Raw genomic sequence first — 24506 nt, 5'->3', positions numbered from 1 at the left:
CTACTGCGTTACTGCACTCCGGAGGTCCGTCTCACCCGAATAGGCGCGCCTACGCGTACGCCGATGGAAGAGGGGGTCCACCCGTATGGGTGGACCCCCGCGTCGTACGGGTGCGCCGCCGTGTCCCCGGCGAGGGGCGGGCGGGCGGTGGGATCAGTCGCGGGCGATCTCGCGCGCGTGGTCCGCGTCGTCCGCGAAGCGGCCGTCGATGGTGGCGACCAGGCCGGTCACCTGGCGGGCGATGTCCGGTGCGGTGAGCCCGATGTCGGCCATCACGTCCTTGCGCGATCCGTGGTCGAGGAAGCGCTGCGGGATGCCGAAGTCGCGCAGCGGCACGTCCACCTCCGCGTCGCGCAGCGCCTGCGCGACGGCGGAACCGACGCCGCCCACCCGCCCGTTGTCCTCGACGGTGACCACGACGCGGTGCTTGGCGGCCAGGCCGGGCAGCGCCTCGTCCACCGGCTTGACCCAGCGCGGGTCGACCACGGTGGTGGTGATGCCCTGCGCGTCCAGCAGCCCGGCGATCTCCAGGCACATCGGCGCGAGGGCGCCGACCGAGACCAGCAGGACGTCGGGGCGCTCGCCCTCGGACGGCTCGCGCAGCACGTCCATGCCGCCGATCCGGCCGACGGCGGCGACGGCCGGGCCGACCGCGCCCTTGGAGTAGCGCACCACGGTCGGCGCGTCGTCCACCGCGACGGCCTCGCGGAGCTGGGCGCGTACCTGGTCGGCATCGCGTGGGGCGGCGATCCGCAGTCCCGGCACGACCTGGAGGATGGACATGTCCCACATGCCGTTGTGCGAGGCGCCGTCGCTGCCGGTGACGCCCGCCCGGTCCAGGACGAAGGTGACACCGCACTTGTGCAGGGCCACGTCCATCAGGACCTGGTCGAAGGCGCGGTTGAGGAAGGTCGCGTAGACCGCGAAGACCGGGTGCAGGCCGCCGGTGGCCAGACCCGCGGCCGAGGTCGCGCCGTGCTGTTCCGCGATGCCGACGTCGTAGACGCGGTCGGGGAACGCCTTGGCGAACTTCTCCAGGCCGACCGGCTGGAGCATCGCGGCGGTGATGGCGACGATGTCGTCGCGCTCCTTGCCGAGCGCGACCATCTCGTCACCGAAGACGGACGTCCAGTCGGCGCCCGCGGCGGCGACCGGCAGACCGGTGTCGGGGTGGATCGGGCCGATGCCGTGGAAGCGGTCGGCCTCGTCCTGCTCGGCAGGCTTGTAGCCGCGGCCCTTCTCGGTGATGCAGTGCACGATGACCGGGCCGCCGAACCGCTTGGCGCGCAGCAGCGCGGACTCCAGCGCCTCCACGTCGTGGCCGTCGATCGGGCCGACGTACTTCAGGCCGAGGTCCTCGAACATGCCCTGCGGGGCGATGAAGTCCTTCAGGCCCTTCTTCGCGCCGTGCAGCGTCTCGTAGAGCGGCTGGCCGATCAGCGGGGTGCGCTCCAGGAGGTCCTTGGTACGGGACAGGAAGCGCTCGTAGCCGTCGGTGGTGCGCAGGGTCGCCAGGTGGTCCGCGAGGCCGCCGATGGTGGGCGCGTAGGACCGCTCGTTGTCGTTGACGACGATGATCAGCGGGCGGTCCTGGGCGGCGGCGATGTTGTTCAGCGCCTCCCAGGCCATGCCGCCGGTGAGCGCGCCGTCGCCGATCACGGCGACCACGTGGTCGGTGCGGCCCAGCACCTCGTTGGCCTTGGCGAGACCGTCGGCCCAGCCGAGGACGGTGGAGGCGTGGCTGTTCTCGATCACGTCGTGCTCGGACTCGGCGCGCGACGGGTAGCCGGACAGGCCGCCCTTGCTCTTGAGCTTCGCGAAGTCCTTGCGTCCGGTGAGCAGTTTGTGCACGTACGCCTGGTGGCCGGTGTCGAAGAGGATCCGGTCGACGGGCGAGTGGAAGGTGCGGTGCAGGGCGATGGTCAGCTCGACCACACCGAGGTTGGGGCCGAGGTGCCCGCCGGTCTTGGACACCGCGTCGACGAGGAAGGCACGGATCTCGCCCGCCAGCTCCACGAGCTGCTGCTGGCTGAGCCGGTCGAGGTCGCGCGGTCCGTTGATACGGGTCAGCACTGCCACCCGTTCCTCCCTCTGCTGCCTGTCGGTACCTGTCGGCACCTGTCGAAGGTCTGTCCCACGGTTTTGCCGACGTGGACGCCGACACGGCCGGATCGCTTCGATACGGCCGATCCGACGAGTCTAATCTTCCGGTTCCAAGGCTGTCGGCCGCCCTGTGCGATGTATGTCACGGCACGGCAACGGCGAACCGCCGGGCGGACCTGGATTTCCAGGTCCGCCCGGCGGTTCGAGGTGCTGCCGCGGCGCGCGTGTCCGCCCGCGTTGTTACGAGCCGTTACGCGCGCCGCCGTCGTACGCGGTGCCGCTACGCGCGGCCGGAGGTCTTCTGCGTACGGCGCGAGACCGAGTCGATGACCACGGCGGCGAGCAGAACGGCGCCGGTGATCATGTACTGGATCGAGGTGTTCATGTTGAGCAGGTCGAGTCCGGTCTGGATGGACTGGATGACCAGCATGCCGAGCAGCGCCGACCAGACGTTGCCGCGACCGCCGAAGAGGCTGGTGCCGCCGATGACCGCGGCGGCGATCGCCAGCATCAGCAGGTTGCCGGTACCGGCGGCGAGCGTCGCGGTGTAGGTCTGGGCGGCCAGGAAGAGACCGCCGATGGCGGCGAAGCCGCCGGAGATCGCGAAGACCGCGATCCGGATCAGCGCCACGTTGATACCGGCGCGGCGGGCGGCCTCGATGCTGCCGCCGACCGCGAAGACCTTGCGGCCGAAGGGCGTGCGGCGCAGGACGAAGTCGCAGATCACCAGGGCGACCAGGAAGATCACCAGGGCGTTCGGCACACCGGCGGACTTGTTGAGCACGTACGCGGCCACGTAGGCCACGACGGCCAGGGCGACGGTGCGCAGCGCGATCTCGCTGGTGGGGCGGAACGGGACGCCCGCCTTGCGGCGGCGGGTCTGCTCGATCAGCGAACCGGCGAGCAGCGCGACGACACCGACGGTCGCCAGGATGTAGGCGCCGGCGATGTCCTGGTCCATGAAGAAGGAGCGCTGGCCCAGGATGTGCATCGGGCCCTTGTCCTGGATGGACAGCGAGCCGGTGGAGCCGAGCAGCCACAGCATCAGGCCGTTCCAGCCGAGGTTGCCCGCGAGGGTGACCACGAAGGCGGGGACGCCGATCTTGGCGAAGAAGAAGCCGTGGATCGCGCCGATGCCGATGCCGGTGAGGACCGTGAGGATCATCGCCAGCCACATGTTCATGCCGTGTGTGGTGGAGAAGATCGCGAAGATCGCGGCCGACAGACCGCTGACGGAGGCGACCGACAGGTCGATCTCGCCGAGCAGCAGCACGAAGACCAGGCCGACCGCGATCATGCCGGTGGCGGCCAGGAAGTAGCTGATGTTGACCATGTTGGTCGAGCTGAGGAACAGGCTGTCCTTCAGCTGGAACACGGTCCAGATGATGATCAGGCCGACGATGACGGGCAGCGAGCCCAGTTCACCGCCCTTGAGCTTGCGCTTGAACTCGGTGATGTAGCCCTTGAAGCCCTCTTGGCGCACCAGCAGCCGGGGGTCGATGACCTCGACCGCGGCCGGCGCCATTTCGTCGACCGGAGCGGCCGGCGGCTCCTCGTCGGCCTTCGACAGGGTGGTCTTGTCGCTCACTTCGCCGCCTCCACATTGCGCGACTGACGGCGGGTCACGGCGTTGTCCGTGGCTCCGGTGATGGCCGCGATGATCTGCTCGTTCGTGGTGCCCTTGACCGGGAAGGACCCGTTGTTCCTGCCCAGGCGCAGCACGTGGACGGTGTCCGCGACCGCCGTCACGTCAGCCATGTTGTGGCTGATCAGAATCACGCCGAGGCCGCGCTCGCGCAGCCGCTCGACCAGGTCGAGGACCTGGGCGGTCTGCTCGACGCCGAGGGCGGCGGTGGGCTCGTCGAGGATGACGACCTTCGGCTCGCCGATCAGGGCGCGGGCGATGGCCACGACCTGCCGCTGACCGCCGGAGAGGCTGGCGATCGGGATCCGCACGCTGGGGATCCGGATGGACAGCGTGTTGAGCAGCTCGCGCGCACGCCTTTCCATCGTGACCTCGTCGAGCACTCCGACCCGGAGGATCTCCCGTCCGAGATAGAGGTTGCCGACCACGTCGAGGTTGTCGCAGAGCGCGAGGTCCTGGTACGTGGTGGCGATGCCGAGGCTCTGGGCGTCCTGCGGCCGGTTGATGCTGACCGCCTTGCCCTCCCATTCGATGACGCCTTCGTCGATGGGGTGCACACCGGCGATCGTCTTGACCAGTGTGGACTTACCGGCTCCGTTGTCGCCCACCAGGGCGACAACCTCTCCGGCGTGGACCTCCAACTCGACATCGGTGAGGGCCTGAACCGCACCGAATCGCTTGGAGACTCCGCGCAACGCCAGCACGGGCGTAGCGGACACGTGAACCATCTCCTTCGCCGCCTGACCGGCGGGGATGCCGCGTACTGGGGGGACAGCCGCGGGGGACGTGCAATAAAGCACTGGGATGACATCAGTCAACGGGGAACGGGCTCATACCCCTTCCCCGAACGCTCTACCCCGGAAGCGTTTCCGTCCGGTGCCCCGCCCCGGCAGCGGGGTGGAATGGTGGGGGCGGGGCACCGGACAGGTCTTTCGGGGGCGGGCCGAGGCCCTGGGTACTACTGGATGCCCGCGTCCTTGCACGCCTGGGCGAACTCAGCGGTGCAGATCTGGGCCACGGTGTACAGCTTGTCCTTGATGACCGTGTCCTTGATGTTCTCCTTGGTCACCGCGACGGCGCCGATGAGGTGGGCGGGGACCGTCTGGCCCGAGCCGCTCTTGGCGGTGGTGTCGGCGACGTCCTTGAAGTCCTTGCCCTCGAGCAGCGCGACCGCGATCTGGGCGGTGGCGTCGGCCTCCGGCTGGTACGCCTTGTAGATCGTCGCGGCCTGGGTGCCCGCGAGAATCCGCTGGATGCCGGGCAGTTCGGCGTCCTGGCCGGTCAGCGGCGGGTTGATGCCGGCGCCCTTGAGGGCGGTGGCGATACCGCCGGCCATGCCGTCGTTGGCCGAGTAGACGCCCTTGATGTTGGCCTTGCCGAGCTGGGTGATCGCCGCGGTGACCTTCTGGTTGGCGACGGTGTCCTTCCACAGACCCGACTGCTCGTAGGCGATGTTCACCTTGCCGTCGAGGATCTTGTGGGCGCCGGCCTTGAAGGAGGCGGCGTTCGGGTCGGCCGGGTCGCCGTCGATCATGACGATCTTCGAGGTCGGCTTGGCGTCGGCGCCCATGGCGTTGAGCAGCGCCTGGCCCTGGAGCTCGCCGATCTTCTCGTTGTCGTAGGAGACGTAGGCCGAGACCGGGCCCTGCGCGAGGCGGTCGTACGCGACGACCTTGATGCCCTTGTCGACCGCGGCCTGGACCGAGGACTGGATGCCGACCGAGTCCTGCGCGTCCAGGATGAGCACCTTGACGCCCTTGGCGATCATGCTGCTGACCTGCTGCGCCTGCTTGGCGGGGTCACCGGCGGCGTTGGCGTAGTCGACCTTGCAGTCGGAGCACAGCTCCTTGACCTTCGCCTCGATCAGGGGCCGGTCGAACTTCTCGTACCGGGTGGTCGCGTTCTCCGGGAGCAGCAGGCCGATGGTCTTGTCCTTGCTGCTGTCGGACGACTTGTCGCCCGCCTTGCCACAAGCGGCCATCGTGAGCGCGATCGAAACAGCGACCGTCCCGACGGCGATTCGACGCGTCATTGCGTTCATGTGAGGTTGCCTCCCTGACAGGGCCGCAACACCGCGGCCGAGGTGCTCGTGAGTCAACTCCGGCTGACGCCATGCCGTCAAGAAGTAAACACTTAACGAGATGGCAACGACCCGTTTCGTTAGCTGTGTGAACGCTCAGTTATGCCGAAAAGGCGGGTGTATCAACCGGAGTATTACCATCCAACAGTGTAGAATCACCCATCTCACTCAGCACCAGGGCAAGTGCCCCCAAAACCTCCGCACGGGCACCCAGCGACCCGGGCACCACGGACAGCCGTTGGGCGGCACTGGGGATCGCGTACCGCGACACGGACTCCCTTATCGGGCCGAGCACCAGCTCCCCCGCCTCGGCCAAGTCCCCGCCCAGCACGACCCTGCTGGGGTTCAAGAGGTTGCACAGACTGGCCACGCCCATGCCTATGTGGCGGCCCACGTCCCCGATCACGCGACGGCAGCCGGGGTCGCCCTCGCGTGCGAGCTGCACCATCTTCGGGACCGTTAGGCCATCTCCGTGGCTGCCGCGCAGGAGTTCGAGCACATAGCGCGCGGCGGTGAAGGTCTCCAGGCAGCCGCGGTTGCCGCACCGGCACACCGGACCCGACTCGTCGAGGGTGATGTGGCCGATTTCACCCGCCGTGCCCCCCGGTCCGCGGTAGATCCTGCCGTCGATCACCAGGCCCGCGCCGACGCCGCTGGCGACCTTGATGTACGCCAGGTCCTTCACGCCCCGGCCGCCGCCCCAGACCAACTCGCCCAGTGCGCCCAGATTCGCGTCGTTGTCCACCTGGACCGGCACACCGAGCCGGTCGGTCAGCTCCTGGCGGGGGTTGATACCGCTCCAGCCGGGCAGGATCGCGGTCGAGCCGAGCGTCCCGGACTCCACGTCGATCGGCCCCGGCACGCCCAGACCCACCCCGAGCACCTTGTCGGGGTTGATCCCGGTGGACTCCACCAGCCGCGCGACGAGTTGCTCGGCGCGGTCGAAGCCCTGGGAGGCGGAGGCGTCCACGTCGATCGGCTCGGACTGCTCGGCCAGCACCTGATGGGCCAGATTGCCGACCGCGACCCGGAGATGCGAATGGCCGAAATCGACTCCTACGACGATACCGGCGTCACCGGACAGCGCCACGCTGCGGGCCCGCCGACCACCCGAGGAGGTCGACGTCACCTGCACCGTGCCGTTGTCCCGCAGTTCGCGGACGATGTTGGAGACCGTCGCGGCCGACAGGCCGGTGCTGCGCGCGATCTCCGCCTGGGTGAGTGACCCGGCCAGCCGTACGGCACGCACGACGCGTTCCAGGTTGGCCCGGTGCAGCGACGACTGCGATCCCGGAGTCTCGACCACGACATCCACTCCTGCCCGGCAGCCGGAGCGTCCCGGCTGCCCGCACGGACGGGGACCCGGACCGATGTCGTACCTGCCACATCGGTGAGACCCCGTCGTCTACAACATGTGAACTCTAAGTTGAGTGTTTGGGGTGATGTCCCGTCAAGGGGGAGAGCCACACCGTTATGCGAATCGGTCGCCAACGCCGAGGAGCGGCTCCGCGCCCTCGCGGAGCCGCTCCTCGCGGCGTACAGCCTGCTCAACGGCGCTCGGGGGCGCCGCCGCGGGCTACTTTAGGGTGCCCGCGGTGAGTCCGGCCTGGACCTGGCGCTGGAAGGACAGGTACACCACCAGCACCGGCAGCATCGCGATCACCATGCCGGCGAACAGCGCCGGGTAGTCACCCGAGTACCCCTGCGACAGCGCGAGGTTCACCAGGCCCTGGGCCAGCATGGAGTGGTCCTTGTCGGTGCTGGTCTGCGGCTGCATCAGCGTGACCGGCAGGATGTACTGATTCCACTGCCCGAGCACGTTGAAGATGCCGACGCTCAGCAGACCGGGCTTGGCCATCGGCACCATCACCTGGAAGAACGTCCGGGTGTGCGAGGCGCCGTCGAGCACCGCCGCCTCATGGATGGCCGTTGGCAGCGTCTTGAAGAACGAGTGCATGAAGAAGGTCGTGAACGGCAGCGAGTAGGCGACGTACACCAGGATCAGACCCTGGTACGTGTTCAGCATGCCGAGGTTCTTCACCATGAAGAACAGCGGGACCAGCGCGAGGAAGTACGGGAACATCGCGCCGCCGACGAACAGGAAGTAGATGAACCTGTTGCCGGGGAACTCGTACCGGGCCAGCACGTAGGCGACCATCGAGCCGAAGAGCATGGTCAGCGGCACCGAGAACACCATCACGATCACGGTGTTCAGGAAGAAGTCGCCGATGCCCTTGTCCCAGGCGCGGCTGAACGCGCCGAAGGTGAAGTGCGAGGGCCAGGACCACGCGCTGGAGCCGATCTCGCTGTTGTTCTTGAACGAGCTGAGGATGATCCATGCCAGTGGCAGGATGATCATGATCGCCCAGACCGCAAGGAAGCCGTGCGAGAAGACGTTGAGCACCCGGCCGCCGGCTCCGTCGTAGCCGGCCTCCTCCGCTCCCTTGCCCTTGCGCTTCTTGCCGGGCCCGCCCTGAGCGGGTACCTGGCCCAGCAGTCCGCCGGACTGCGCCTCGGTGATGGGTGAGGTCATGGTGCTTCCCCGCTCAGAACTCGATGCGGTCACGGCGGGAGACCCGCAGCGTGACAGCGGAAACGATCAAGGTCACCAGCATGATGATCACACCCTGTGCGCAGGCGTAACCGCTCTTGCCGAAGGACAGGAAGTTGCGCATCAGGTAGGTCGCCATGACCTCGCTGTGGTGGTCGGGACCACCGCCGTAGCCGGTTCCGGGGGTCAGTCCGGAGACCAGGGCGAAGAAGTCCATCGCGAAGATCGAGATGTACACCCACGAGGTCTGCACGCTGTCCCACAGCAGCGGGAGGGTGACCTTGAAGAAGGTCTGCGAGCGGCCCGCGCCGTCGAGCAGCGCGGCCTCGTAGATGTCCTTGGGGATGGACTGCATCGCCGCGGAGAACAGCACGAGGTAGAAGCCGACGCCCGCCCAGACCTGGATCGCCAGCAGGCACCAGAGCACGAGGTTGGGGTCGTTCAGCCACTCGATGGGGTTGTTGGCGTCCTCCAGGTGCAGCTTCACCAGGACGCCGTTGAGCAGACCGGCCGAGTCACTGCGGTAGACCGCGCCGAACAGCACGATCAGGATCGCGACCGACAGGACCTGCGGGAAGAAGTAGACGACCTTGTAGATCCCGGCGCCGCGGACGCCCTGGACACCGCCCGCCGTGCTGCGACCGCCCACGTTCACCATGAAGGCGAAGAACAGCGCCAGCAGGATGGTGATCACCGGCAGGAAGATCAGCAGCAGGATGTTGTGCCACAACGCGGTCCTGAAGACGGAGTCGTGGAACAGGGTCGTGTAGTTGTCCAGGCCCACGAAGTTGAAGGTCTGGGACTCGCCCTTCCAGTCCGTGAGCGAGTAGCCGATCGTCTGAAGATACGGCCAGATCACGAACGTCACATACAGGACGATCGGGACGATGAGGAAGCCCACAATGAAGGGGTATTTGCGATGCTGCATGGATCCTGCTCCTGATCGAGGGGCTATGCCGGTGCGGGGGCCGGACGGATTCCGGCCCCCGCACCGCACGACGTCGCTGGGTCAGGCCTTCTTGGCCTTGGCCGCGAGCGCCTTGGCCTTCGAGATCCACTGGGCGGGGGTGAGGCGCTTGGCCATCAGCTCACCGCTCAGGTTCTGCAGGGCGACATCGAACTCGCTGTTGGTGTTCGGGTAGTTGTAGTTGAACGTGTTCGCACCGGCAGCGCTCAGCGCGGTCACGGTCGACGCGGTACCCGGACGGAGCTGGACGTCGGAGCCGACGCCGTCCTTGAGGACGGTGAGGGAGTTGGCGGCGGCGGCGAACTTGCCGGAGCCCTCCTTCGTCAGCATCATGCGCAGGAACTCCAGGCCGCCGGCCTTGTTCTTGGCCTTCTCCGGGACGATGAACGGCTCGCCCGCGCCCGCCCGGATCGCCTCGAAGGGCAGCTTGTCGCCCGTGAGCGACGGCATCGGCATGAACTTCATGTCGAAGTCGCTCGGGGTGGCCTTCATCTGCTCGTTCTCCAGCCAGGAGCCGCACGGGATGAAGGCGGCCTTGTACTGGTTCCACGCGGTCTGCGACTCGATGTGGGTCAGACCGTTGGTGCCGGGCAGCAGGTAGTTCTTGTCCACGATCTCGTAGACCGCCTCGATGCCCGCCTTGACGGCCGGGTCGTCCCAGGCCGTCGGGTCCATCGTGTCGATGCGCTTCTGGAGCTCCAGGCCGCCGTTCTTGGCGATGAGGTCCATGATCGCGACGTTGATGTAGTACGGGTACTTGCCCTGGTGACAGAAGGGCGCGATCTTCTCCTTCTTGATCTCCGCGGAAAGGGAGATGAAGTCGGCCCACGTCTTGGGCTCGGTCCAGCCCTTGTCCTTGAACAGCTTGCCGGAGTACCACAGGCCGAACACGGTGTAGATGTAGCTCAGCGAGTACATCTTGCCGTCGAGCGTGCCGGTCTCGATCGTGCCGGGCTGGAGCACGTCGCGGATCTTCTTGCTCGGGTCGTCGATGTAGGGCGCGTCGAGCAGCGGGGTGAGGTCCGCGAGCTGACCGCTCTTCTGCAGGACGTCCAGCTTGATCTGCTGGGCGCCCGAGTCGTCGATGACGTCCGGCGGGCTGCCGGCGTTGAAGCGCGGCTGGAGCTTGCCGGCGATGTCCTGCGTGGGCAGAACGCTGGACTTGGAGCCCGGGTGCTTGGACTCGTACAGCTTGCCGAGCGCGGTGGCGTAGTCGTGGCCGTAACCACCGTCGAAGATGACGATGTCGAGGGCCGTGGAGTCGTTCACGCCGAAGGGGTTGTCCTTCGAGGCCGCAGTCGCGCTCTTGGTGGGCTTGTCGCTACTGCTGTCACCGCCGCTGGACGCGCAGGCGCTCAGCAGACCGGCCGACGGAATGGCTACGAGGCCAAGCGCCGCGGAACGCTTGACCAGATCCCGGCGGTTCATTTCGGATCCCATGCTCAAGTCCTCGCTCTCATCAGGACTCATGCGGTGCAGCGGAATCCGCCGACGACCGCGAACAGTTGAAGCTTGAGTGATGCCGTGCATCCATCGAGGAGGGGTACGTCACCGTAGGCCGCCGGGTGTTTCTGCCCGACGTTCCCCCCCGCCCCGCCCCGCTGTGAGCGGGTTCCTTGGACGCCGACAGGTATAGTCCACTTGCAGTCGGCAGGGCAAGATCGAATGATGGTTTGGGCGGCAAGCTTTCCCGAGTTGAGACCTCCGCGAAACGTGGGATGTCTCACCGATCCCGAGCGCGCCGGATCTTGTATTCACTAGTCAACACGACTGTCACGGAAGTGCGTTCAAGTAGTGAAGACCGAACCGGGCCGAGCCGGTCTGCATGTACGGACATAAGCGGACGGGCCGCACTCCCCTGAGAGGAGCGCGGCCCGCCTGCGGTTTCTTCTGCGTATCCGCCGTAGCGGAACGTCACTTGATCGTTACTTGCGGATCAGCGACCGCAATACGTACTGCATGATGCCGCCGTTGCGGTAGTAGTCGGCCTCTCCGGGGGTGTCGATCCGGACAACGGCGTCGAACTCCACGCCGGTGTCGGTGGTGACCTTCACCGTGCGCGGGGTCGTGCCGTCGTTCAGCTCGGTCACGCCGGAGATGGCGAACGTCTCCTCGCCCGTGAGCCCCAGGGAGGCCGCGGAGGCGCCCTCGGGGTACTGGAGCGGCAGCACGCCCATGCCGATCAGGTTGGAGCGGTGGATGCGCTCGTAGGACTCCGCGACGACCGCCTTGACGCCGAGCAGCGCGGTGCCCTTGGCCGCCCAGTCGCGGGACGAGCCGGAGCCGTACTCCTTGCCCGCCAGGACGACCAGCGGCACGCCCTGCTCGATGTAGTTGCGCGAGGCGTCGTAGATGAAGGCGACCGGGCCGTCCGCCTGGGTGAAGTCGCGGGTGTAGCCGCCCTCGGTGCCCGGCGCGATCTGGTTGCGCAGCCGGATGTTGGCGAAGGTGCCGCGGATCATGACCTCGTGGTTGCCGCGGCGCGAGCCGTAGCTGTTGAAGTCGCGGCGGTCGACGCCGTGTCCGGTGAGGTACTTGCCCGCCGGGGTGTCGGCCTTGATCGCGCCGGCCGGGGAGATGTGGTCGGTGGTGACCGAGTCGCCGAGCTTGGCCAGGACGCGGGCGCCCTCGATGTCGGTGACCGGGGTGGTCTCCATCGTCATGCCCTCGAAGTACGGGGGCTTGCGGACGTAGGTGGACTGCGGGTCCCACTCGAAGGTGTCGCCGGTCGGGATCGACAGCGCCTGCCACTGCGCGTCGCCCGCGAAGACGTCGCGGTAGGACTCGTTGAACATGTCCTGGCCGATCGCGGACGCGACCACGTCGTTGACCTCGGCCTCGGTCGGCCAGATGTCCTGGAGGCGGACCGGCTTGCCGTCGGTGTCGGTGCCGAGGACGTCCTCGGTGATGTTCACCTTCATCGAGCCCGCGATGGCGTACGCGACGACCAGCGGCGGCGACGCCAGGTAGTTCATCTTGACGTCCGGGTTGATCCGGCCCTCGAAGTTGCGGTTGCCCGAGAGCACCGCGGCGACCGCGAGGTCCGCCTCGTTGACCGCCTTGGAGACCTCCTCGGGCAGCGGGCCCGAGTTGCCGATGCAGGTGGTGCAGCCGTAACCGACCAGGTTGAAGCCGAGCTTGTCCAGGTACGGGGTCAGGCCCGCCTTGTCGAAGTAGTCCGTGACGACCTTGGAGCCGGGCGCCAGCGTCGTCTTCACCCACGGCTTGCGGGTCAGACCGCGCTCGACCGCCTTCTTGGCGACCAGGGCGGCGGCGACCATCACGTACGGGTTCGAGGTGTTGGTGCACGAGGTGATCGCGGCGACGGTGACGGCGCCGTGGTCGATCTCGTACGTGCTGCCGTCGGGGGCGGTCACCACGGTCGGCTTGGTCGGCACGCCGTTGTGGGTGGCCGGGGAGTCGGAGGCCGGGAAGGACTCCTTGCCCGCCTCCTCGTCGTCGGTCACGTAGTTGCGCACGTCGCGGGCGAACTGCTGGGAGGCGTTCGCCAGGACGATACGGTCCTGCGGGCGCTTGGGCCCGGCGATCGACGGGACGACGGTGGCGAGGTCCAGCTCCAGCTTCTCGGAGAAGTCCGGCTCGGCGGCCGGGTCCAGCCACAGGCCCTGCTCCTTGGCGTACGCCTCGACCAGCGCGACCTGCTGCGCGTCCCGGCCGGTCAGCCGCAGGTACTTCAGCGTCTCCTCGTCGATCGGGAAGATCGCCGCGGTGGAGCCGAACTCCGGCGACATGTTGCCGATGGTGGCGCGGTTGGCCAGCGACGTGGCGCCGACGCCCTCGCCGTAGAACTCCACGAACTTGCCGACCACGCCGTGCTTGCGCAGCATCTCGGTGATGGTCAGCACCAGGTCGGTGGCGGTGGTGCCGGTGGGCAGCTCGCCGGTCAGCTTGAAGCCGACGACCCGCGGGATCAGCATGGACACCGGCTGGCCCAGCATCGCGGCCTCGGCCTCGATGCCGCCGACGCCCCAGCCGAGCACGCCGAGGCCGTTGACCATGGTGGTGTGCGAGTCGGTGCCGACCAGGGTGTCCGGGTACGCCTGGCCGCCGCGGACCATGACGGTACGGGCCAGGTGCTCGATGTTCACCTGGTGAACGATGCCGGTGCCGGGCGGGACGACCTTGAACTCGTCGAACGCGGTCTGGCCCCAGCGCAGGAACTGGTAGCGCTCCTTGTTGCGGCCGTACTCCAGCTCCACGTTCTGCGCGAAGGAGTCGGCGGTGCCGAAGCGGTCGGCGATCACCGAGTGGTCGATGACCAGCTCGGCCGGGGCGAGCGGGTTGATCCGGGCGGCGTCGCCGCCGAGCTCCTTGACGGCCTCGCGCATGGTGGCCAGGTCCACGACGCAGGGCACACCCGTGAAGTCCTGCATGATCACGCGGGCCGGCGTGAACTGGATCTCCTGGCTCGGCTGGGCCTGGGAGTCCCAGCCGCCCAGCGCCCGGATGTGGTCGGCGGTGATGTTCGCGCCGTCCTCGGTACGCAGCAGGTTCTCCAGCAGCACCTTCAGGCTGTACGGCAGCCGGGCCGCGCCCGCCACCTTGTCCAGCCGGAAGATCTCGTACGACTCGTCGCCCACGCGCAGCGTGCTGCGGGCGTCGAAGCTGTTCGCCGACACGACAGTCTCCTTCATGCGTCGTCTTGCGTCATTGCGCGCGTACCACCGCGGTCCCCCGGCCCGGCCGCATGTCGGTGACATGCCCGCCGGCCGGTCCGCTAAGGTGGGCTCTGGTTAGGTAACCCTTACCTCGTGCGGTGCGGTCGTCGTACGCCTCAGCAGATATCTCGATGTCGAGATAACTCTAGTACATGACCGCCGCTGGGTCATGCCCGGCCCGCCTGGGGACGGCGGCGTGGCGCGCACCGGGTCGGACGGGCGGGTGGACGGGCGTGACCGACTGCGTAACCGACTGCGTGACCGACGGGTGTGCCGTGCGGCGGGTCGGACGCGGGACGGGGCGCGGGCCTCGCGCGGGGGTGTGCCCGCTTGACGGGTGCCGGGACAATCTCCTCATGCGGTATGCGACGGAGGACGAGGGCGCGAGGGTCGCGGCGGTCCTGGCCGAGGCGGCGCGGCGGATGGCCGCGCTGCGCGGGGCGCCGCCTTTCCGGGTGTGCGCGGTGACCGGTCCCGCGCCGGAACCGGCGTGGTTCGCCGAAGGCCACAGAAGAGACGACGTATGGCAGCGGATCACCGTGCGGCACGGACGGCTGGGGCAGGACGAGGCGGGGGTCTGGGTGACCAGCGCGGTGCGTGACGCCGAGCCGGTGAGCCTGGCCGAGTCGCTGCGGCTGGAGCGGGACGGGTACCCGCGGGCGGACGAGGACCCTTCGGCGCGGGAGGCCGGGGCAGGCCGTACGTCGCGGGCGGAGGTCGTCGTGGACGGTGCGCCGCGGGCGGCCGACGTGCTGACGGAAGGGACGTGGTGGGCGGCGCGGATCGAGGCGGTGGCGGATGCCGGTACGGATGCGGACGCGGATGCGGACGCGGATGCGGACGCGGATGCGGACGCTGACGCTGACGCGGATGCGGACGCTGACGCTGACGCTGACGCTGACGCGGATGCGGACGCTGACGCTGACGCTGACGCTGACGCGGATGCGGACGCTGACGCTGACGCGGATGCGGACGCTGACGCTGACGCGGAATCCGTCACGGTCACTGTCGTCGGGCACCACGTGCCCATCGGACAGGTCCGGTTGGCGACCGTGACCGACCTCGGACCGTACATCGACGCCAGGGAAGCGGAGTTGGCGCGACTGCGGACCTGACCCGCGGGACTCGTCGTGCGGCCGACGGGGAGATCCACAACGGCAACGGGACGTGATACCAAGGTGGGTGACGCAACGTCACACACTCGGGGGTCGACGGGTCATGCAGCACGGTGGGGTCGAACTGACCGCGTATCTGGTCAACGAGTCGCGGGCGCGCAAGCCCGACCTCGCCGAGGATCCTCTGGCGGGCGCGTGGATTCCGGACGGTGACCGGCCCGCGGTGAGGGAGTTGTGGCGGGAGTTCGCCGACGAGGTGTACCCGCACGACGACCTGGTGGTGTCGCTGCGCGGACGCTACATCGCCGACACCCTCGCGCGGGCGCTGCGCGCCGACCCGGACACGGTGCTCGTGGTGTGCGGGGCCGGTTTCTCCTCGTATCCCTGGCTGCTGCCGTTCCCCGCGGCGCTGGAGGTGGACCTGCCGGAGATGGCGGCGGCCAAGCGGCGGCGGGCGGCGGAGCTGATGGCGTCCGGTGTCGCGCCGGAGCGTGAGGTGCGGCATCTCGCGGCCGATCTGAACAGCGCGCAGGGCCGCGCCGAAGTGACCTCCGCCGCACGCGAGTTGGCGGCCGGTCGGCCGGTCGCGTACGTCGCGGAGGGCGTCGTCTTCTATCTGCCGGGGGACGCGGCACGGTCGGTGGTGACGCTGGGCGCCGGTTTCGGTACGACGGCGGTGACCGCGGTCAGCTACTGGCCCGCGGCGGCGGCGGGCTGCCGTGTCCTGGCCGAGCAGCGCGACTGGTTCCTGCGCAGGTCGGTGCCCGCGGACGCGAGCCATCTCACGCACGACGAGCTGGAGTCGCTGCTGGGCACGGCGATCGAGGACCGGGGCCCCGAGGATCTGCAACGCCGTTATCTGGGCGGGGTGTCGGTGAGCGAGTCCGACCTGATCCCGGAGTACGTGGCGGTCTCCTGGACCCCCGGCTCCGGCACCGGCCGCGCGGGCGCGGCGGCATGAGCGGCGGCGCGAGAAGCGGCGCGAGCGGCGGCACGAGCGGCGGCACGAGCGGCAGTATGAGCTTCGGCGCGAGCGAGGTGCTGCATCTCCAGAGCCGGGCGTATCCGCTGCACCACCGCTCCCCCGTCAGCTCGTTGGAGCTGGTCGCGGTGCCGGGCCACGGCGAGTTTCGGCCGGTGGTCGGGGGCCTGCGGTCGCTGGCGTACAACCCGGACACCACCATCGAGATGGACCTGACCGGCATGGTCGGACCGGCGATCAGCCTGCCGGGCACGGAGATCGTGGCCTGCCACGCGCGCATCCTGACCGCGGGCACGGTGCTGGTGGTCTACGCGCTGCGGCACGAGGCCGATCTGCGGCGGATGGCGCTGCACGACCTCGACGCGCTCGACGCGACCGTCAACCAGGCGCTGCGGGAGGCGGACGCGCCGATCCTGACGGCGGTGCTGGCCGCGGCGGTCGCCAGTGGTCTAGTCCAGGGGATCGCCCTGCGTCCCGATCTCGCGCTGACCGGGGCGGGTTCGCCGATCGACCGTCAATCGGCGCGCTACAACTGCCACTTCGTGACGCGGGACCCGCCGTGGGCGGCCGACGCACGGGTCCCCGCGCTGATATCGGGCCCCGACTGCCGGATCCTGCTGCCGTACACGTACGCCTGGGACCGCGATCCGGCGACGCCGCTGCACGATCTGCTGACCATGACCGAGCCCACGGACATCGCGGTGGCGCAGCAGTCGCTGCTGGTGGGCGCGCTCGTCGCCGGGCGGTGGGTGCTGGCCGACCTGGCGCACGGCCACCCCGAGACCACCGATGTGCACGCCTTCCGGCGGTTCCTCGACGGTCTGTGGGCCGACTTCCACCATCTCGACGGCTACCGGATCGAGTCGACGCAGGCGCACCGGGCCAGTTATCTCTCCGCGCGCCAGGTGATCGGGCTCGACGACACCCAGGAGCGCGCCGACAAGCTCCTCGGTTACGTCAGCAACTCCCTGCTGGCCGCGTCCTCGCAGCGCGCGGAGGCGCTGGACGCCCGGCTGAACCGTGTCGCGGCGGCGCTGACGGTGGTGAGCGCCGCGTCCTTCGGCCTCGACATCGCCGTGTTCGTCCTGCCGCAGGTCTCCCTGGCCACCAAGCTCGGCGTCGTCACCGGGCTGCTCGGCATGGCGGTGTGCTGCCTGCTGGCCGTGGTCCTGCCGCGTACGCCGCGGCGGGTGGCGCGCCGCCGGATTCCGGCGCCGCGGGCAGCGGCCGACGACGAGCGGATCTTCGTACCGCACGGCCGGTAGCGGGCACCGGCCGCGCTACGTCGGCGTGGCCGGTGTCGGGACCTTCGGGAGCTCCACCCAGTAGCCGTAGAGGCACGCATACGTCGTGCCGCCGTGGACCCCCTGGTCGCTGTCGACGCACGGCGCGGACGGGTCGATCGTCGGCCGGACCAGCGTGTAGTGGCCGCACACGCGATACGGGTGTCCGGGGGTCGGGCACGTGCGCGCGTTCCCGCTCACGCCGGGCGTCACCGCGGTCGCGCCCGCGCGCGCCGGCGGCGCCGTGAGGGCGAACGTCGAGCCGGCCGAGGGCGATCCGGTACCCCGCGTGGCCGCGGCGCCCGTCGTCTCCGCCCGGGTCGGGGGTGTCCGGGAGGGTCCGCTCGGCGACCAGCCGAAGGGCAGCTTCGGCTGGTCCCGCGAGGGGCCCGCGCCGCCGCCGCACCCGGCGAGCGCTCCGGCCAGGGCGAGTACGGCGACGGCCAGTCCCGCACCGGCCGCGCGGTGCGCGGGCCGGGGCCGCGTGGGCCGTGGGGAACGTATGCGCGTGAGCATGATCGGAAGTGTGCCGTACGCCCGCGGCGGCGCGTGGCCGGGGCGTGCGCATCGGGTCGCGGGGGCCGGGGCCGCGCGGTCGGGTTGCGGGACCGGGTTCCGCGGTCGGATGGTGGGCCGGGCAGTGCTCCGGGTTGCGCGGCCGTGACCCGCGAGTACGGTGATGGCGGTCGCGGGTGCGGGCACGGGCGGCACGCGCTGGCGTACGCCGGATGGCACGCGGCGGGAGTGGGGTCCGTCACGGACGGCCGATCTGCGGTTGCCGCATCTCATATGTGAGATAGCCTCGGCGATATGACCGACGACTACCTCGTACGTATCGGCAGGCTCATCCGGGACGCCAGGCAGCACAGAGGCTGGACACAGTCCCAGCTCGCCGAGGCTCTCGGGACCAGCCAGAGCGCAGTCAACCGTATCGAGCGCGGCAACCAGAACATCAGTCTTGAGATGATCGCCCGCATCGGCGAGGCGCTGGACAGCGAGATCGTCTCCCTCGGCTACGCGGGCCCCATGCATCTGCGGGTGGTCGGCGGCCGTCGCCTGTCCGGCGCCATAGACGTCAAGACGAGCAAGAACGCCTGCGTGGCCCTGCTGTGCGCGACCCTGCTGAACGCCGGGCGCACCACGCTGCGCCGGGTGGCCAGGATCGAGGAGGTCTACCGGATCCTGGAGGTGCTGGGCAGCATCGGCGTCCGCGCCCGCTGGATCAACGACGGCAACGACCTGGAGATCGTGCCGCCCGCCAGCCTCGACCTGGACTCGATGGACACCGAGGCCGCGCGGCGCACCCGCAGTGTGATCATGTTCCTCGGGCCGCTGCTGCACCGCACCGACCGCTTCCGCATCCCGTACGCGGGCGGCTGCGACCTCGGCACCCGTACGGTCCAGCCGCACATGAACGCGCTGCGCCACTTCGGCCTGGACATCACCGCGACGGACGGCACGTACCACGCGGAGGTCGACCGGAGCGTCACCCCGACCCGGCCGATCGTGCTGACCGAGCGCGGCGACACGGTGACCGAGAACGCGCTGCTGGCCGCCGCCCGGCACGACGGCGTCACCGTCATCCGCAACGCCAGCTCCAACTACATGGTCCAGGACCTCTGCTTCTTCCTGGAGGAGCTGGGCGTCCGCGTCGACGGCATCGGTACGACGACGCTCACCGTGCACGGCGTCTCCTCGATCGACCGCGACGTGGACTACGCGCCGTCCGAGGACCCGGTCGAGGCGATGAGCCTGCTGGCCGCAGCCGTCGTCACCGAGTCGGAGCTGACGATCCGGCGGGTGCCGATCGAGTTCATGGAGATCGAGCTGGCCGTGCTGGAGGAGATGGGGCTCGACCACGAGCTGACTCCCGAGTACCGCGCCGACAACGGCCGCACCCGGCTGGTGGACCTCACCGTCCGCCCGTCCAAGCTGCGCTCCCCCATCGACAAGATCCACCCGATGCCGTTCCCCGGGCTCAACATCGACAACGTCCCCTTCTTCGCGGCCATCGCCGCCACCGCCCAGGGCTCGACCCTCATCCACGACTGGGTCTACGACAACCGCGCCATCTACCTCACCGAACTGACCCGCCTCGGCGCGGCCGTCAAGCTCCTCGACCCGCACCGCGTCCTGGTCGAGGGCCCCACCCGCTGGCGCGCCGCCGAGATGATGTGCCCCCCGGCCCTGCGCCCCGCCGTCGTCGTCCTGCTCGCCATGATGGCCGCCGAAGGCACCTCCGTCCTCCGCAACGTCTACGTCATCAACCGCGGCTACGAAGACCTCGCCGAGCGCCTCAACTCCATCGGCGCCCAGATCGAGATCTTCCGCGACATCTGACACACGGATGCCACCGCACCCCGTCTGACCTGCTGTTGAGCGGGTCGGTGCGGGGTGCGGCGGCTGGTCGTATGCTGGGCGCGTTCAGAGATGCACTTAGCGTTTAGATATGTGATCGGGAGGATTTCCGTGGTGTCGATACCGCCCGCCGGTGACCGGATCCGGTCGGTCAGATTGTCGTCCGTCTATCTGCCGCTGGCGGTGCCGGTGAGCGACGCCAAGGTGCTGACGGGGGTGCAGAAGGCGATGACGGAGGTCGCGCTGCTCTTCGCGGAGATCGGGACGGAGGACGGGCACGAGGGGATCGGGTTCGGTTACTCCAAGCGGGCCGGCGGTCCGGGGCAGTTCGCGCACGCGCGGGAGGTGGCCGGGGAGTTGGTGGGCGAGGACCCCAACGACATCGGGCGGCTGTGGGGGAAGCTGGTGTGGGCGGGCGCCTCGGTGGGCCGAAGTGGCCTGGCCACGCAGGCGATCGCCGCGTTCGACATCGCGCTGTGGGATCTGAAGGCGAAGCGGGCGGGGCTGCCGCTGGCCAAACTGCTGGGCGCGCACCGGGATTCGGTGCGGTGCTACAACACCTCCGGCGGCTTTCTGCACACGCCCGTCGAGCAGGTGATGGAGAACGCGACGGCCTCGCTGGAGCGCGGGATCGGCGGCGTCAAGATCAAGGTGGGGCAGCCGGACAGCGCCGAGGACCTCAAGCGGCTCGCAGCGGTACGGGCCCATCTCGGCGACGGCGTACCGCTGATGGTGGACGCCAACCAGCAGTGGGACCGGCCGACGGCGGCGCGGCTGGGGCGGGCGCTGGAGTCGTTCGGGCTCACCTGGATCGAGGAGCCGCTGGACGCGTACGACGCGGAGGGGCACGCCGCGCTGGCCGCCGCGCTGGACACGCCGATCGCCACCGGGGAGATGCTGGCCAGTGTCGCGGAGCACGTGGCGCTGATCGACGCGCGGGCCTGCGACATCATCCAGCCGGACGCGCCGCGCGTCGGCGGGATCACCCAGTTCCTCAAGCTGGCCGCGCTGGCCGACCACCACCGGCTGCAACTCGCCCCGCACTTCGCCATGGAGATCCATCTCCACCTGGCCGCCGCCTACCCGCACGAGCCGTGGGTCGAGCACTTCGAGTGGCTCGAACCGCTGTTCAACGAGCGGCTGGAGATCCGGGACGGCCGTATGCATCTGTCCGACCGCCCCGGCCTCGGCTTCACCCTCACCGACCGGGCCCGCGCGTGGACGCGCGACAGCTATCGGACCGGCGTGGACGCGTAGTGCCGCCAAGTCCGCAGCCCAGGAAGGGGGTTAGGCGAGGAAGGGGGTTACGCGAGGAAGGGCGTTACGGCAGCACCGCGATGCCGTCCAGTTCCACCAGGGCCTGTTCGTCCCAGAGTCCGACCACCCCGATCACCGCCATCGCCGGATAGTCCCGGCCCGCCGACTCCCGCCAGATCCGGCCCAGTTCGGCGGCGCACGCGCGATACGCGGTGACGTCGGTGGTGTGCACGGTGAGCCGGGCGAGATCGGCCGGGGTGCCGCCCGCCGCGCGCAGGGCGGTCAGCAGATTGGCGAGGGCGCGCTCGAACTGGGCGGGCAGGCCGTCGCCGACGACCGCGCCGGAGGAGTCCAGCGCGGTCTGGCCCGCGAGCATCACCAGGCTGCGGCCGGTGGCGGTGACGGCGTGCGAGAAGCCGATGGGCGGCGAAAGTTCGGCGGGGTTGATACGGCGCAGGCTCATCGGTACAACTCCCTGGCGATGATGGTCCGTTGGACCTCGGTGGCACCCTCGTAGATCCGCGGGGCGCGCACCTCGCGGTAGAGGTGTTCGAGCAGGTGGCCGCGGCGCAGTGCGCGGGCGCCGTGGATCTGGAGGGCGGCGTCGACCACGTACTGCGCGGTCTCGGTGGCGTAGAGCTTGGCCATCGCCGCGCGGGCGGTCAGGTCGGCGGCGCCGGTGTCGTACGCGGTGGCCGCCGCGTGGACCAGCAGCCGGGCGGCCTCGGTGCGAGTGGCCATCTCGGCGAGCGGGTGCGCGACGGCCTGGAGGTCCTTCAACGGGCCGCCGAACGCGGTGCGTTCACCCGCGTGCGCGACGGCCGCGTCGAGTGCGGCCTGCGCCATGCCGACCGCGAAGGCGCCGACGCTGGGCCGGAAGAGGTCGAGGGTGGCCATGGCGGTACGGAAGCCGTGGTCGGGCACGCCGAGGAGGTCGTCGGCGCCGACCGGGACGCCGTCGAAGACCAGCCGTCCGATGGGGTGCGGCGAGAGCATGTCGAGGTGTTCGCCGGTCAGGCCGGGGCGGTCGGCGGGGACGGCGAAGGCGGTGACACCGCGCGCGCCGCTGCCGCCGGGGCCCGGCCCCGGGGCCGTCCGGGCGAAGACGGTGAGGATGTCGGCCTCGGGCGCGTTGGAGATCCAGCACTTCTCGCCGGTCAGCCGCCAGCGGCCCGCGCCGTCCGGCTCGGCGGCCAGGGCCAGCGCCGCCGCGTCGGAGCCCGCGCCCGGTTCGGTGAGCGCGAAGGCGGCGACGGCCCGGCCCGAGGTCACCTCGGGCAGCCAGCGCGCGGCGACGGCGGGCGCGGTGAGCAGCGGGTGGGCGCCCAGGCCCTGGAGGGCGAGGGCGGTCTCGGCCTCGGTGCACTCGCGCGCCAGCGATTCCCGCAGTACACAGAGATCGAGGGCGGAGACCGGGGCGCCGTCTCCCGGCAGCACGCGGGCCAGGAGTCCGAGCGCGCCGAGTTCGGCCAGCAGCGGCCGGTTGACGCGGCCCGGCTCACCCGCCTCGGCCAGCGGTTTCAGGCGTTCCGCCGCGAGCGCCCTGATCCGGTCCGCCCAGGCCGCCCGTGCCGGGTCGAGGGTGAACGCCACACGGGTGCCACCGCCGCCACCGGCGCCGCCGCCCCTACCGATGCCACCGGCGCCACCGCCGCCCACGGCTCCTTCCCCGGCCGCCGGACCGTCGGAATCCGTACCGCGGGAAACCCCGTCCTCCATCGCCCCGCCTCCCAGCTTTATCGCGTCCTGTTGACTGCCGTCATCAACACGTTACGCTGAAATCGTCCGCTGGATGCTTACTCGTCGAGGGGCACTGTCGCCATGGACCTGCTGCCGTCAGCCCATGTGGACACCTTCGCGCGCGATCACCTTCCGCCGTCCGACCAGTGGCCGCACCTCGACGGCCTGGACGGCGACGACGGCGACGACCGCGACGCCCTCGGTGAAGGCCCCGGAGCCGACGGCGGTCTCCGCTACCCCGATCGGCTCAACTGCGCCGCCGAACTCCTCGCCACCGGACGCCCCGACGCCCCCTGCCTCCGGCTGCCCGACGGCTCGGAGTGGACGTACGCCGAGCTGCGCGCGACGACCGCCAGGATCGCGCACGTCCTCACCGACGAGCTGGGCGTCGTCCCCGGCAACCGCGTCCTGCTGCGCGGCCAGACCACCCCCTGGCTGGTCGCCTGCTGGCTCGCCGTGCTGGAGGCGGGCGCGGTGGCCGTCACCGTCCTGGCCGCGCAGCGCGCGCACGAGCTGGCGGAGGTGGGCCGGATCGCCCGCGTCTCGCACGCGCTGTGCCACGCCGCGTATCTGGAGGAGCTGACGGCGGCGCGCGTACCGGGGCTGCGGATCACCCCGTACGGCGGTACCGGCGACGACGATCTGCTGCGGCTGGCCGAGGGGCGCGCCGAGACGTACGAGGCGGTGCCGACCTCGGCGGACGACGTGGCGCTGATCGCCTTCACCTCGGGCACGACCGGGCACCCCAAGGGCTGCATGCACTTCCACCGCGATGTGCTGGCCATAGCGGACACCTTCTCCGCGCGGGTGCTGCGCCCGGTGCCCGAGGACGTCTTCACCGGCAGCCCGCCGCTGGGCTTCACCTTCGGACTCGGCGGCCTGGTGGTCTTCCCGCTGCGCGCGGGCGCGTCCTCGCTGCTGCTGGAGCGGGCCGGACCGGAGGAGCTGCTGGCGGCGGTCGAGAAGCACCGGGTCAGCGTGCTGTTCACCGCGCCGACCGCGTACCGCGCGATGCTCGGCGACCTGCCGTCGTACGACGTCTCGTCGCTGCGCCGCTGCGTGTCCGCGGGGGAGAATCTGCCCGCCGCGACCTGGATGGGCTGGCACGAGCGGACCGGACTGCGGCTGATCAACGGGATCGGGGCGACGGAGCTTCTGCACATCTTCATCTCCGCCGCCGACGACGCGGCCCGGCCCGGCGCGACCGGGCTGCCGGTGCCCGGCTACACCGCGCGGATCGTGGACGAGCGCCTGCGGCCGGTGCCGGACGGCGAGCCGGGGCTGCTGGCCGTGCGCGGACCGACCGGCTGCCGGTATCTGGCCGACGAACGCCAGACGGAGTACGTGCGCGACGGCTGGAATCTGACCGGCGACACCTACGTCCGGGACGCCGACGGCTACTTCCGCTATGTGGCGCGCGCCGATGACATGATCATCTCGGCCGGGTACAACATCGCGGGGCCCGAGGTCGAGGAGGCGCTGCTGCGGCACCCGGACGTGCGGGAGGCGGCGGTGATCGGGGTGCCGGACGAGGAGCGCGGGCAGATCGTCCGGGCGTTCGTCGTCCTGCACGAGGGCGTGGACGGCGGGGACCGGGCGGCGGGCGCGCTGCGGGACTTCGCCAAGAGTGTGATCGTGCCGTACAAGGCGCCGCGCGAGATCCGTTTCGTGCCCGCGCTCCCCCGTACGCCCACCGGCAAGCTCCAGCGCTTCCGGCTGCGCGACCTGGACTGAGACGCCCTAGGG

18 protein-coding genes are annotated in these 24506 nt (G+C 70.0%); 6 read left to right on the top strand and 12 right to left on the bottom strand.

Annotated features, from left to right (window positions below; all coding sequences use genetic code 11):
• Nucleotides 1-153 precede the first annotated feature (153 nt).
• The 9 genes from dxs to acnA all read right to left on the bottom strand — a co-directional run bounded on the left by dxs (nt 154) and on the right by acnA (nt 13986).
• A complete protein-coding gene (gene dxs / locus ABZX65_RS15125) occupies nt 154-2079 on the bottom strand; it encodes a 1-deoxy-D-xylulose-5-phosphate synthase (protein WP_355338639.1) in 1926 nt (641 codons plus the stop codon).
• Nucleotides 2080-2383: 304 nt separating this feature from the next.
• On the bottom strand, nt 2384-3691 hold the full coding sequence (locus ABZX65_RS15120) for a sugar ABC transporter permease (protein ID WP_355338636.1): 1308 nt from the start codon (nt 3689-3691) through the stop codon (nt 2384-2386).
• On the bottom strand, nt 3688-4476 hold the full coding sequence (locus ABZX65_RS15115) for an ATP-binding cassette domain-containing protein (protein ID WP_188282659.1): 789 nt from the start codon (nt 4474-4476) through the stop codon (nt 3688-3690). The genes ABZX65_RS15120 and ABZX65_RS15115 overlap by 4 nt, the downstream gene beginning before the upstream one ends.
• A 230-nt stretch (nt 4477-4706) precedes the next feature.
• Entirely contained in the window at nt 4707-5789 is a 1083-nt protein-coding gene (locus tag ABZX65_RS15110) for a substrate-binding domain-containing protein (RefSeq protein ID WP_355338632.1), read from the bottom strand.
• Nucleotides 5790-5928: 139 nt separating this feature from the next.
• Nucleotides 5929-7143: an ROK family transcriptional regulator gene (locus tag ABZX65_RS15105; RefSeq protein WP_355338629.1), complete on the bottom strand. Its 1215-nt coding sequence runs from the start codon at nt 7141-7143 to the stop codon at nt 5929-5931.
• A 261-nt stretch (nt 7144-7404) separates the two neighbouring features.
• Nucleotides 7405-8361: a carbohydrate ABC transporter permease gene (locus ABZX65_RS15100; RefSeq protein ID WP_355338626.1), complete on the bottom strand. Its 957-nt coding sequence runs from the start codon at nt 8359-8361 to the stop codon at nt 7405-7407.
• A gap of 13 nt (nt 8362-8374) precedes the next feature.
• Complete coding sequence (locus tag ABZX65_RS15095; RefSeq protein ID WP_355338623.1) at nt 8375-9307, bottom strand: sugar ABC transporter permease; 933 nt, start codon at nt 9305-9307, stop codon at nt 8375-8377.
• A gap of 81 nt (nt 9308-9388) precedes the next feature.
• Entirely contained in the window at nt 9389-10786 is a 1398-nt protein-coding gene (ngcE, locus tag ABZX65_RS15090) for an N-acetylglucosamine/diacetylchitobiose ABC transporter substrate-binding protein (protein ID WP_355338620.1), read from the bottom strand.
• Between the two features lie 485 nt (nt 10787-11271).
• The gene (acnA, locus tag ABZX65_RS15085; RefSeq protein WP_355338617.1) at nt 11272-13986 is read right to left on the bottom strand and encodes an aconitate hydratase AcnA; all 2715 of its coding nucleotides are present in this window, start codon (nt 13984-13986) and stop codon (nt 11272-11274) included.
• 395 nt (nt 13987-14381) lie between these two features.
• Between acnA and ABZX65_RS15080 the strand changes: the two genes are divergently transcribed.
• The 3 genes from ABZX65_RS15080 (at nt 14382) to ABZX65_RS15070 (ending at nt 17387) form a co-directional block, all read left to right on the top strand.
• A complete protein-coding gene (locus tag ABZX65_RS15080; protein ID WP_355338614.1) occupies nt 14382-15140 on the top strand; it encodes a hypothetical protein in 759 nt (252 codons plus the stop codon).
• 103 nt (nt 15141-15243) lie between these two features.
• On the top strand, nt 15244-16101 hold the full coding sequence (locus ABZX65_RS15075) for a class I SAM-dependent methyltransferase (RefSeq protein ID WP_355338611.1): 858 nt from the start codon (nt 15244-15246) through the stop codon (nt 16099-16101).
• Complete coding sequence (locus tag ABZX65_RS15070) at nt 16098-17387, top strand: hypothetical protein (RefSeq protein WP_355338608.1); 1290 nt, start codon at nt 16098-16100, stop codon at nt 17385-17387. The genes ABZX65_RS15075 and ABZX65_RS15070 overlap by 4 nt, the downstream gene beginning before the upstream one ends.
• A gap of 15 nt (nt 17388-17402) precedes the next feature.
• Here ABZX65_RS15070 and ABZX65_RS15065 read toward each other — a convergent pair whose 3' ends face one another.
• On the bottom strand, nt 17403-17921 hold the full coding sequence (locus ABZX65_RS15065; RefSeq protein ID WP_355338605.1) for a hypothetical protein: 519 nt from the start codon (nt 17919-17921) through the stop codon (nt 17403-17405).
• 294 nt (nt 17922-18215) lie between these two features.
• On the opposite strand from ABZX65_RS15065, the gene ABZX65_RS15060 reads away from it, so the two are divergent.
• Both ABZX65_RS15060 and ABZX65_RS15055 read left to right on the top strand, forming a co-directional pair.
• A complete protein-coding gene (locus ABZX65_RS15060; RefSeq protein ID WP_355338602.1) occupies nt 18216-19745 on the top strand; it encodes a UDP-N-acetylglucosamine 1-carboxyvinyltransferase in 1530 nt (509 codons plus the stop codon).
• A 132-nt stretch (nt 19746-19877) separates the two neighbouring features.
• Nucleotides 19878-21020, top strand: a complete 1143-nt coding sequence (locus ABZX65_RS15055) for a mandelate racemase/muconate lactonizing enzyme family protein (protein ID WP_355338600.1) — start codon at nt 19878-19880, stop codon at nt 21018-21020.
• Between the two features lie 64 nt (nt 21021-21084).
• Here the strand turns inward: ABZX65_RS15055 and ABZX65_RS15050 are convergent, their stop codons facing one another.
• Nucleotides 21085-21483 (bottom strand): RidA family protein, encoded by a 399-nt coding sequence (locus ABZX65_RS15050; RefSeq protein ID WP_355338597.1) that lies wholly within the window; start codon nt 21481-21483, stop codon nt 21085-21087.
• Complete coding sequence (locus ABZX65_RS15045; RefSeq protein ID WP_355338594.1) at nt 21480-22739, bottom strand: acyl-CoA dehydrogenase; 1260 nt, start codon at nt 22737-22739, stop codon at nt 21480-21482. Before ABZX65_RS15045 ends, ABZX65_RS15050 begins: the two co-directional genes overlap by 4 nt.
• Before the next feature lie 102 nt (nt 22740-22841).
• Between ABZX65_RS15045 and ABZX65_RS15040 the strand changes: the two genes are divergently transcribed.
• A complete protein-coding gene (locus ABZX65_RS15040; protein ID WP_355338591.1) occupies nt 22842-24494 on the top strand; it encodes an AMP-binding protein in 1653 nt (550 codons plus the stop codon).
• Nucleotides 24495-24506: the final 12 nt, after the last annotated feature.

The organism is Streptomyces sp. NPDC003300, from assembly GCF_040610915.1.
Classification (GTDB): domain Bacteria; phylum Actinomycetota; class Actinomycetes; order Streptomycetales; family Streptomycetaceae; genus Actinacidiphila.
Note: the sequence above shows the minus strand (reverse complement) of the source record. Positions and strands in the feature narration are given on the sequence as shown.

Excerpts from the sequence above, each read along its gene's own strand:
- ABZX65_RS15115 (WP_188282659.1), bottom strand. The coding sequence starts at position 4,476 with ATGGTTCACGTGTCCGCTACGCCCGTGCTGGCGTTGCGCGGAGTCTCC.
- ABZX65_RS15110 (WP_355338632.1), bottom strand. The coding sequence starts at position 5,789 with ATGAACGCAATGACGCGTCGAATCGCCGTCGGGACGGTCGCTGTTTCG.
- ABZX65_RS15100 (WP_355338626.1), bottom strand. The coding sequence starts at position 8,361 with ATGACCTCACCCATCACCGAGGCGCAGTCCGGCGGACTGCTGGGCCAG.
- ABZX65_RS15095 (WP_355338623.1), bottom strand. The coding sequence starts at position 9,307 with ATGCAGCATCGCAAATACCCCTTCATTGTGGGCTTCCTCATCGTCCCG.
- ngcE (WP_355338620.1), bottom strand. The coding sequence starts at position 10,786 with ATGGGATCCGAAATGAACCGCCGGGATCTGGTCAAGCGTTCCGCGGCG.
- ABZX65_RS15080 (WP_355338614.1), top strand. The coding sequence starts at position 14,382 with ATGCGGTATGCGACGGAGGACGAGGGCGCGAGGGTCGCGGCGGTCCTG.
- ABZX65_RS15075 (WP_355338611.1), top strand. The coding sequence starts at position 15,244 with ATGCAGCACGGTGGGGTCGAACTGACCGCGTATCTGGTCAACGAGTCG.
- ABZX65_RS15070 (WP_355338608.1), top strand. The coding sequence starts at position 16,098 with ATGAGCGGCGGCGCGAGAAGCGGCGCGAGCGGCGGCACGAGCGGCGGC.
- ABZX65_RS15065 (WP_355338605.1), bottom strand. The coding sequence starts at position 17,921 with ATGCTCACGCGCATACGTTCCCCACGGCCCACGCGGCCCCGGCCCGCG.
- ABZX65_RS15060 (WP_355338602.1), top strand. The coding sequence starts at position 18,216 with ATGACCGACGACTACCTCGTACGTATCGGCAGGCTCATCCGGGACGCC.
- ABZX65_RS15050 (WP_355338597.1), bottom strand. The coding sequence starts at position 21,483 with ATGAGCCTGCGCCGTATCAACCCCGCCGAACTTTCGCCGCCCATCGGC.
- ABZX65_RS15045 (WP_355338594.1), bottom strand. The coding sequence starts at position 22,739 with ATGGAGGACGGGGTTTCCCGCGGTACGGATTCCGACGGTCCGGCGGCC.
- ABZX65_RS15040 (WP_355338591.1), top strand. The coding sequence starts at position 22,842 with ATGGACCTGCTGCCGTCAGCCCATGTGGACACCTTCGCGCGCGATCAC.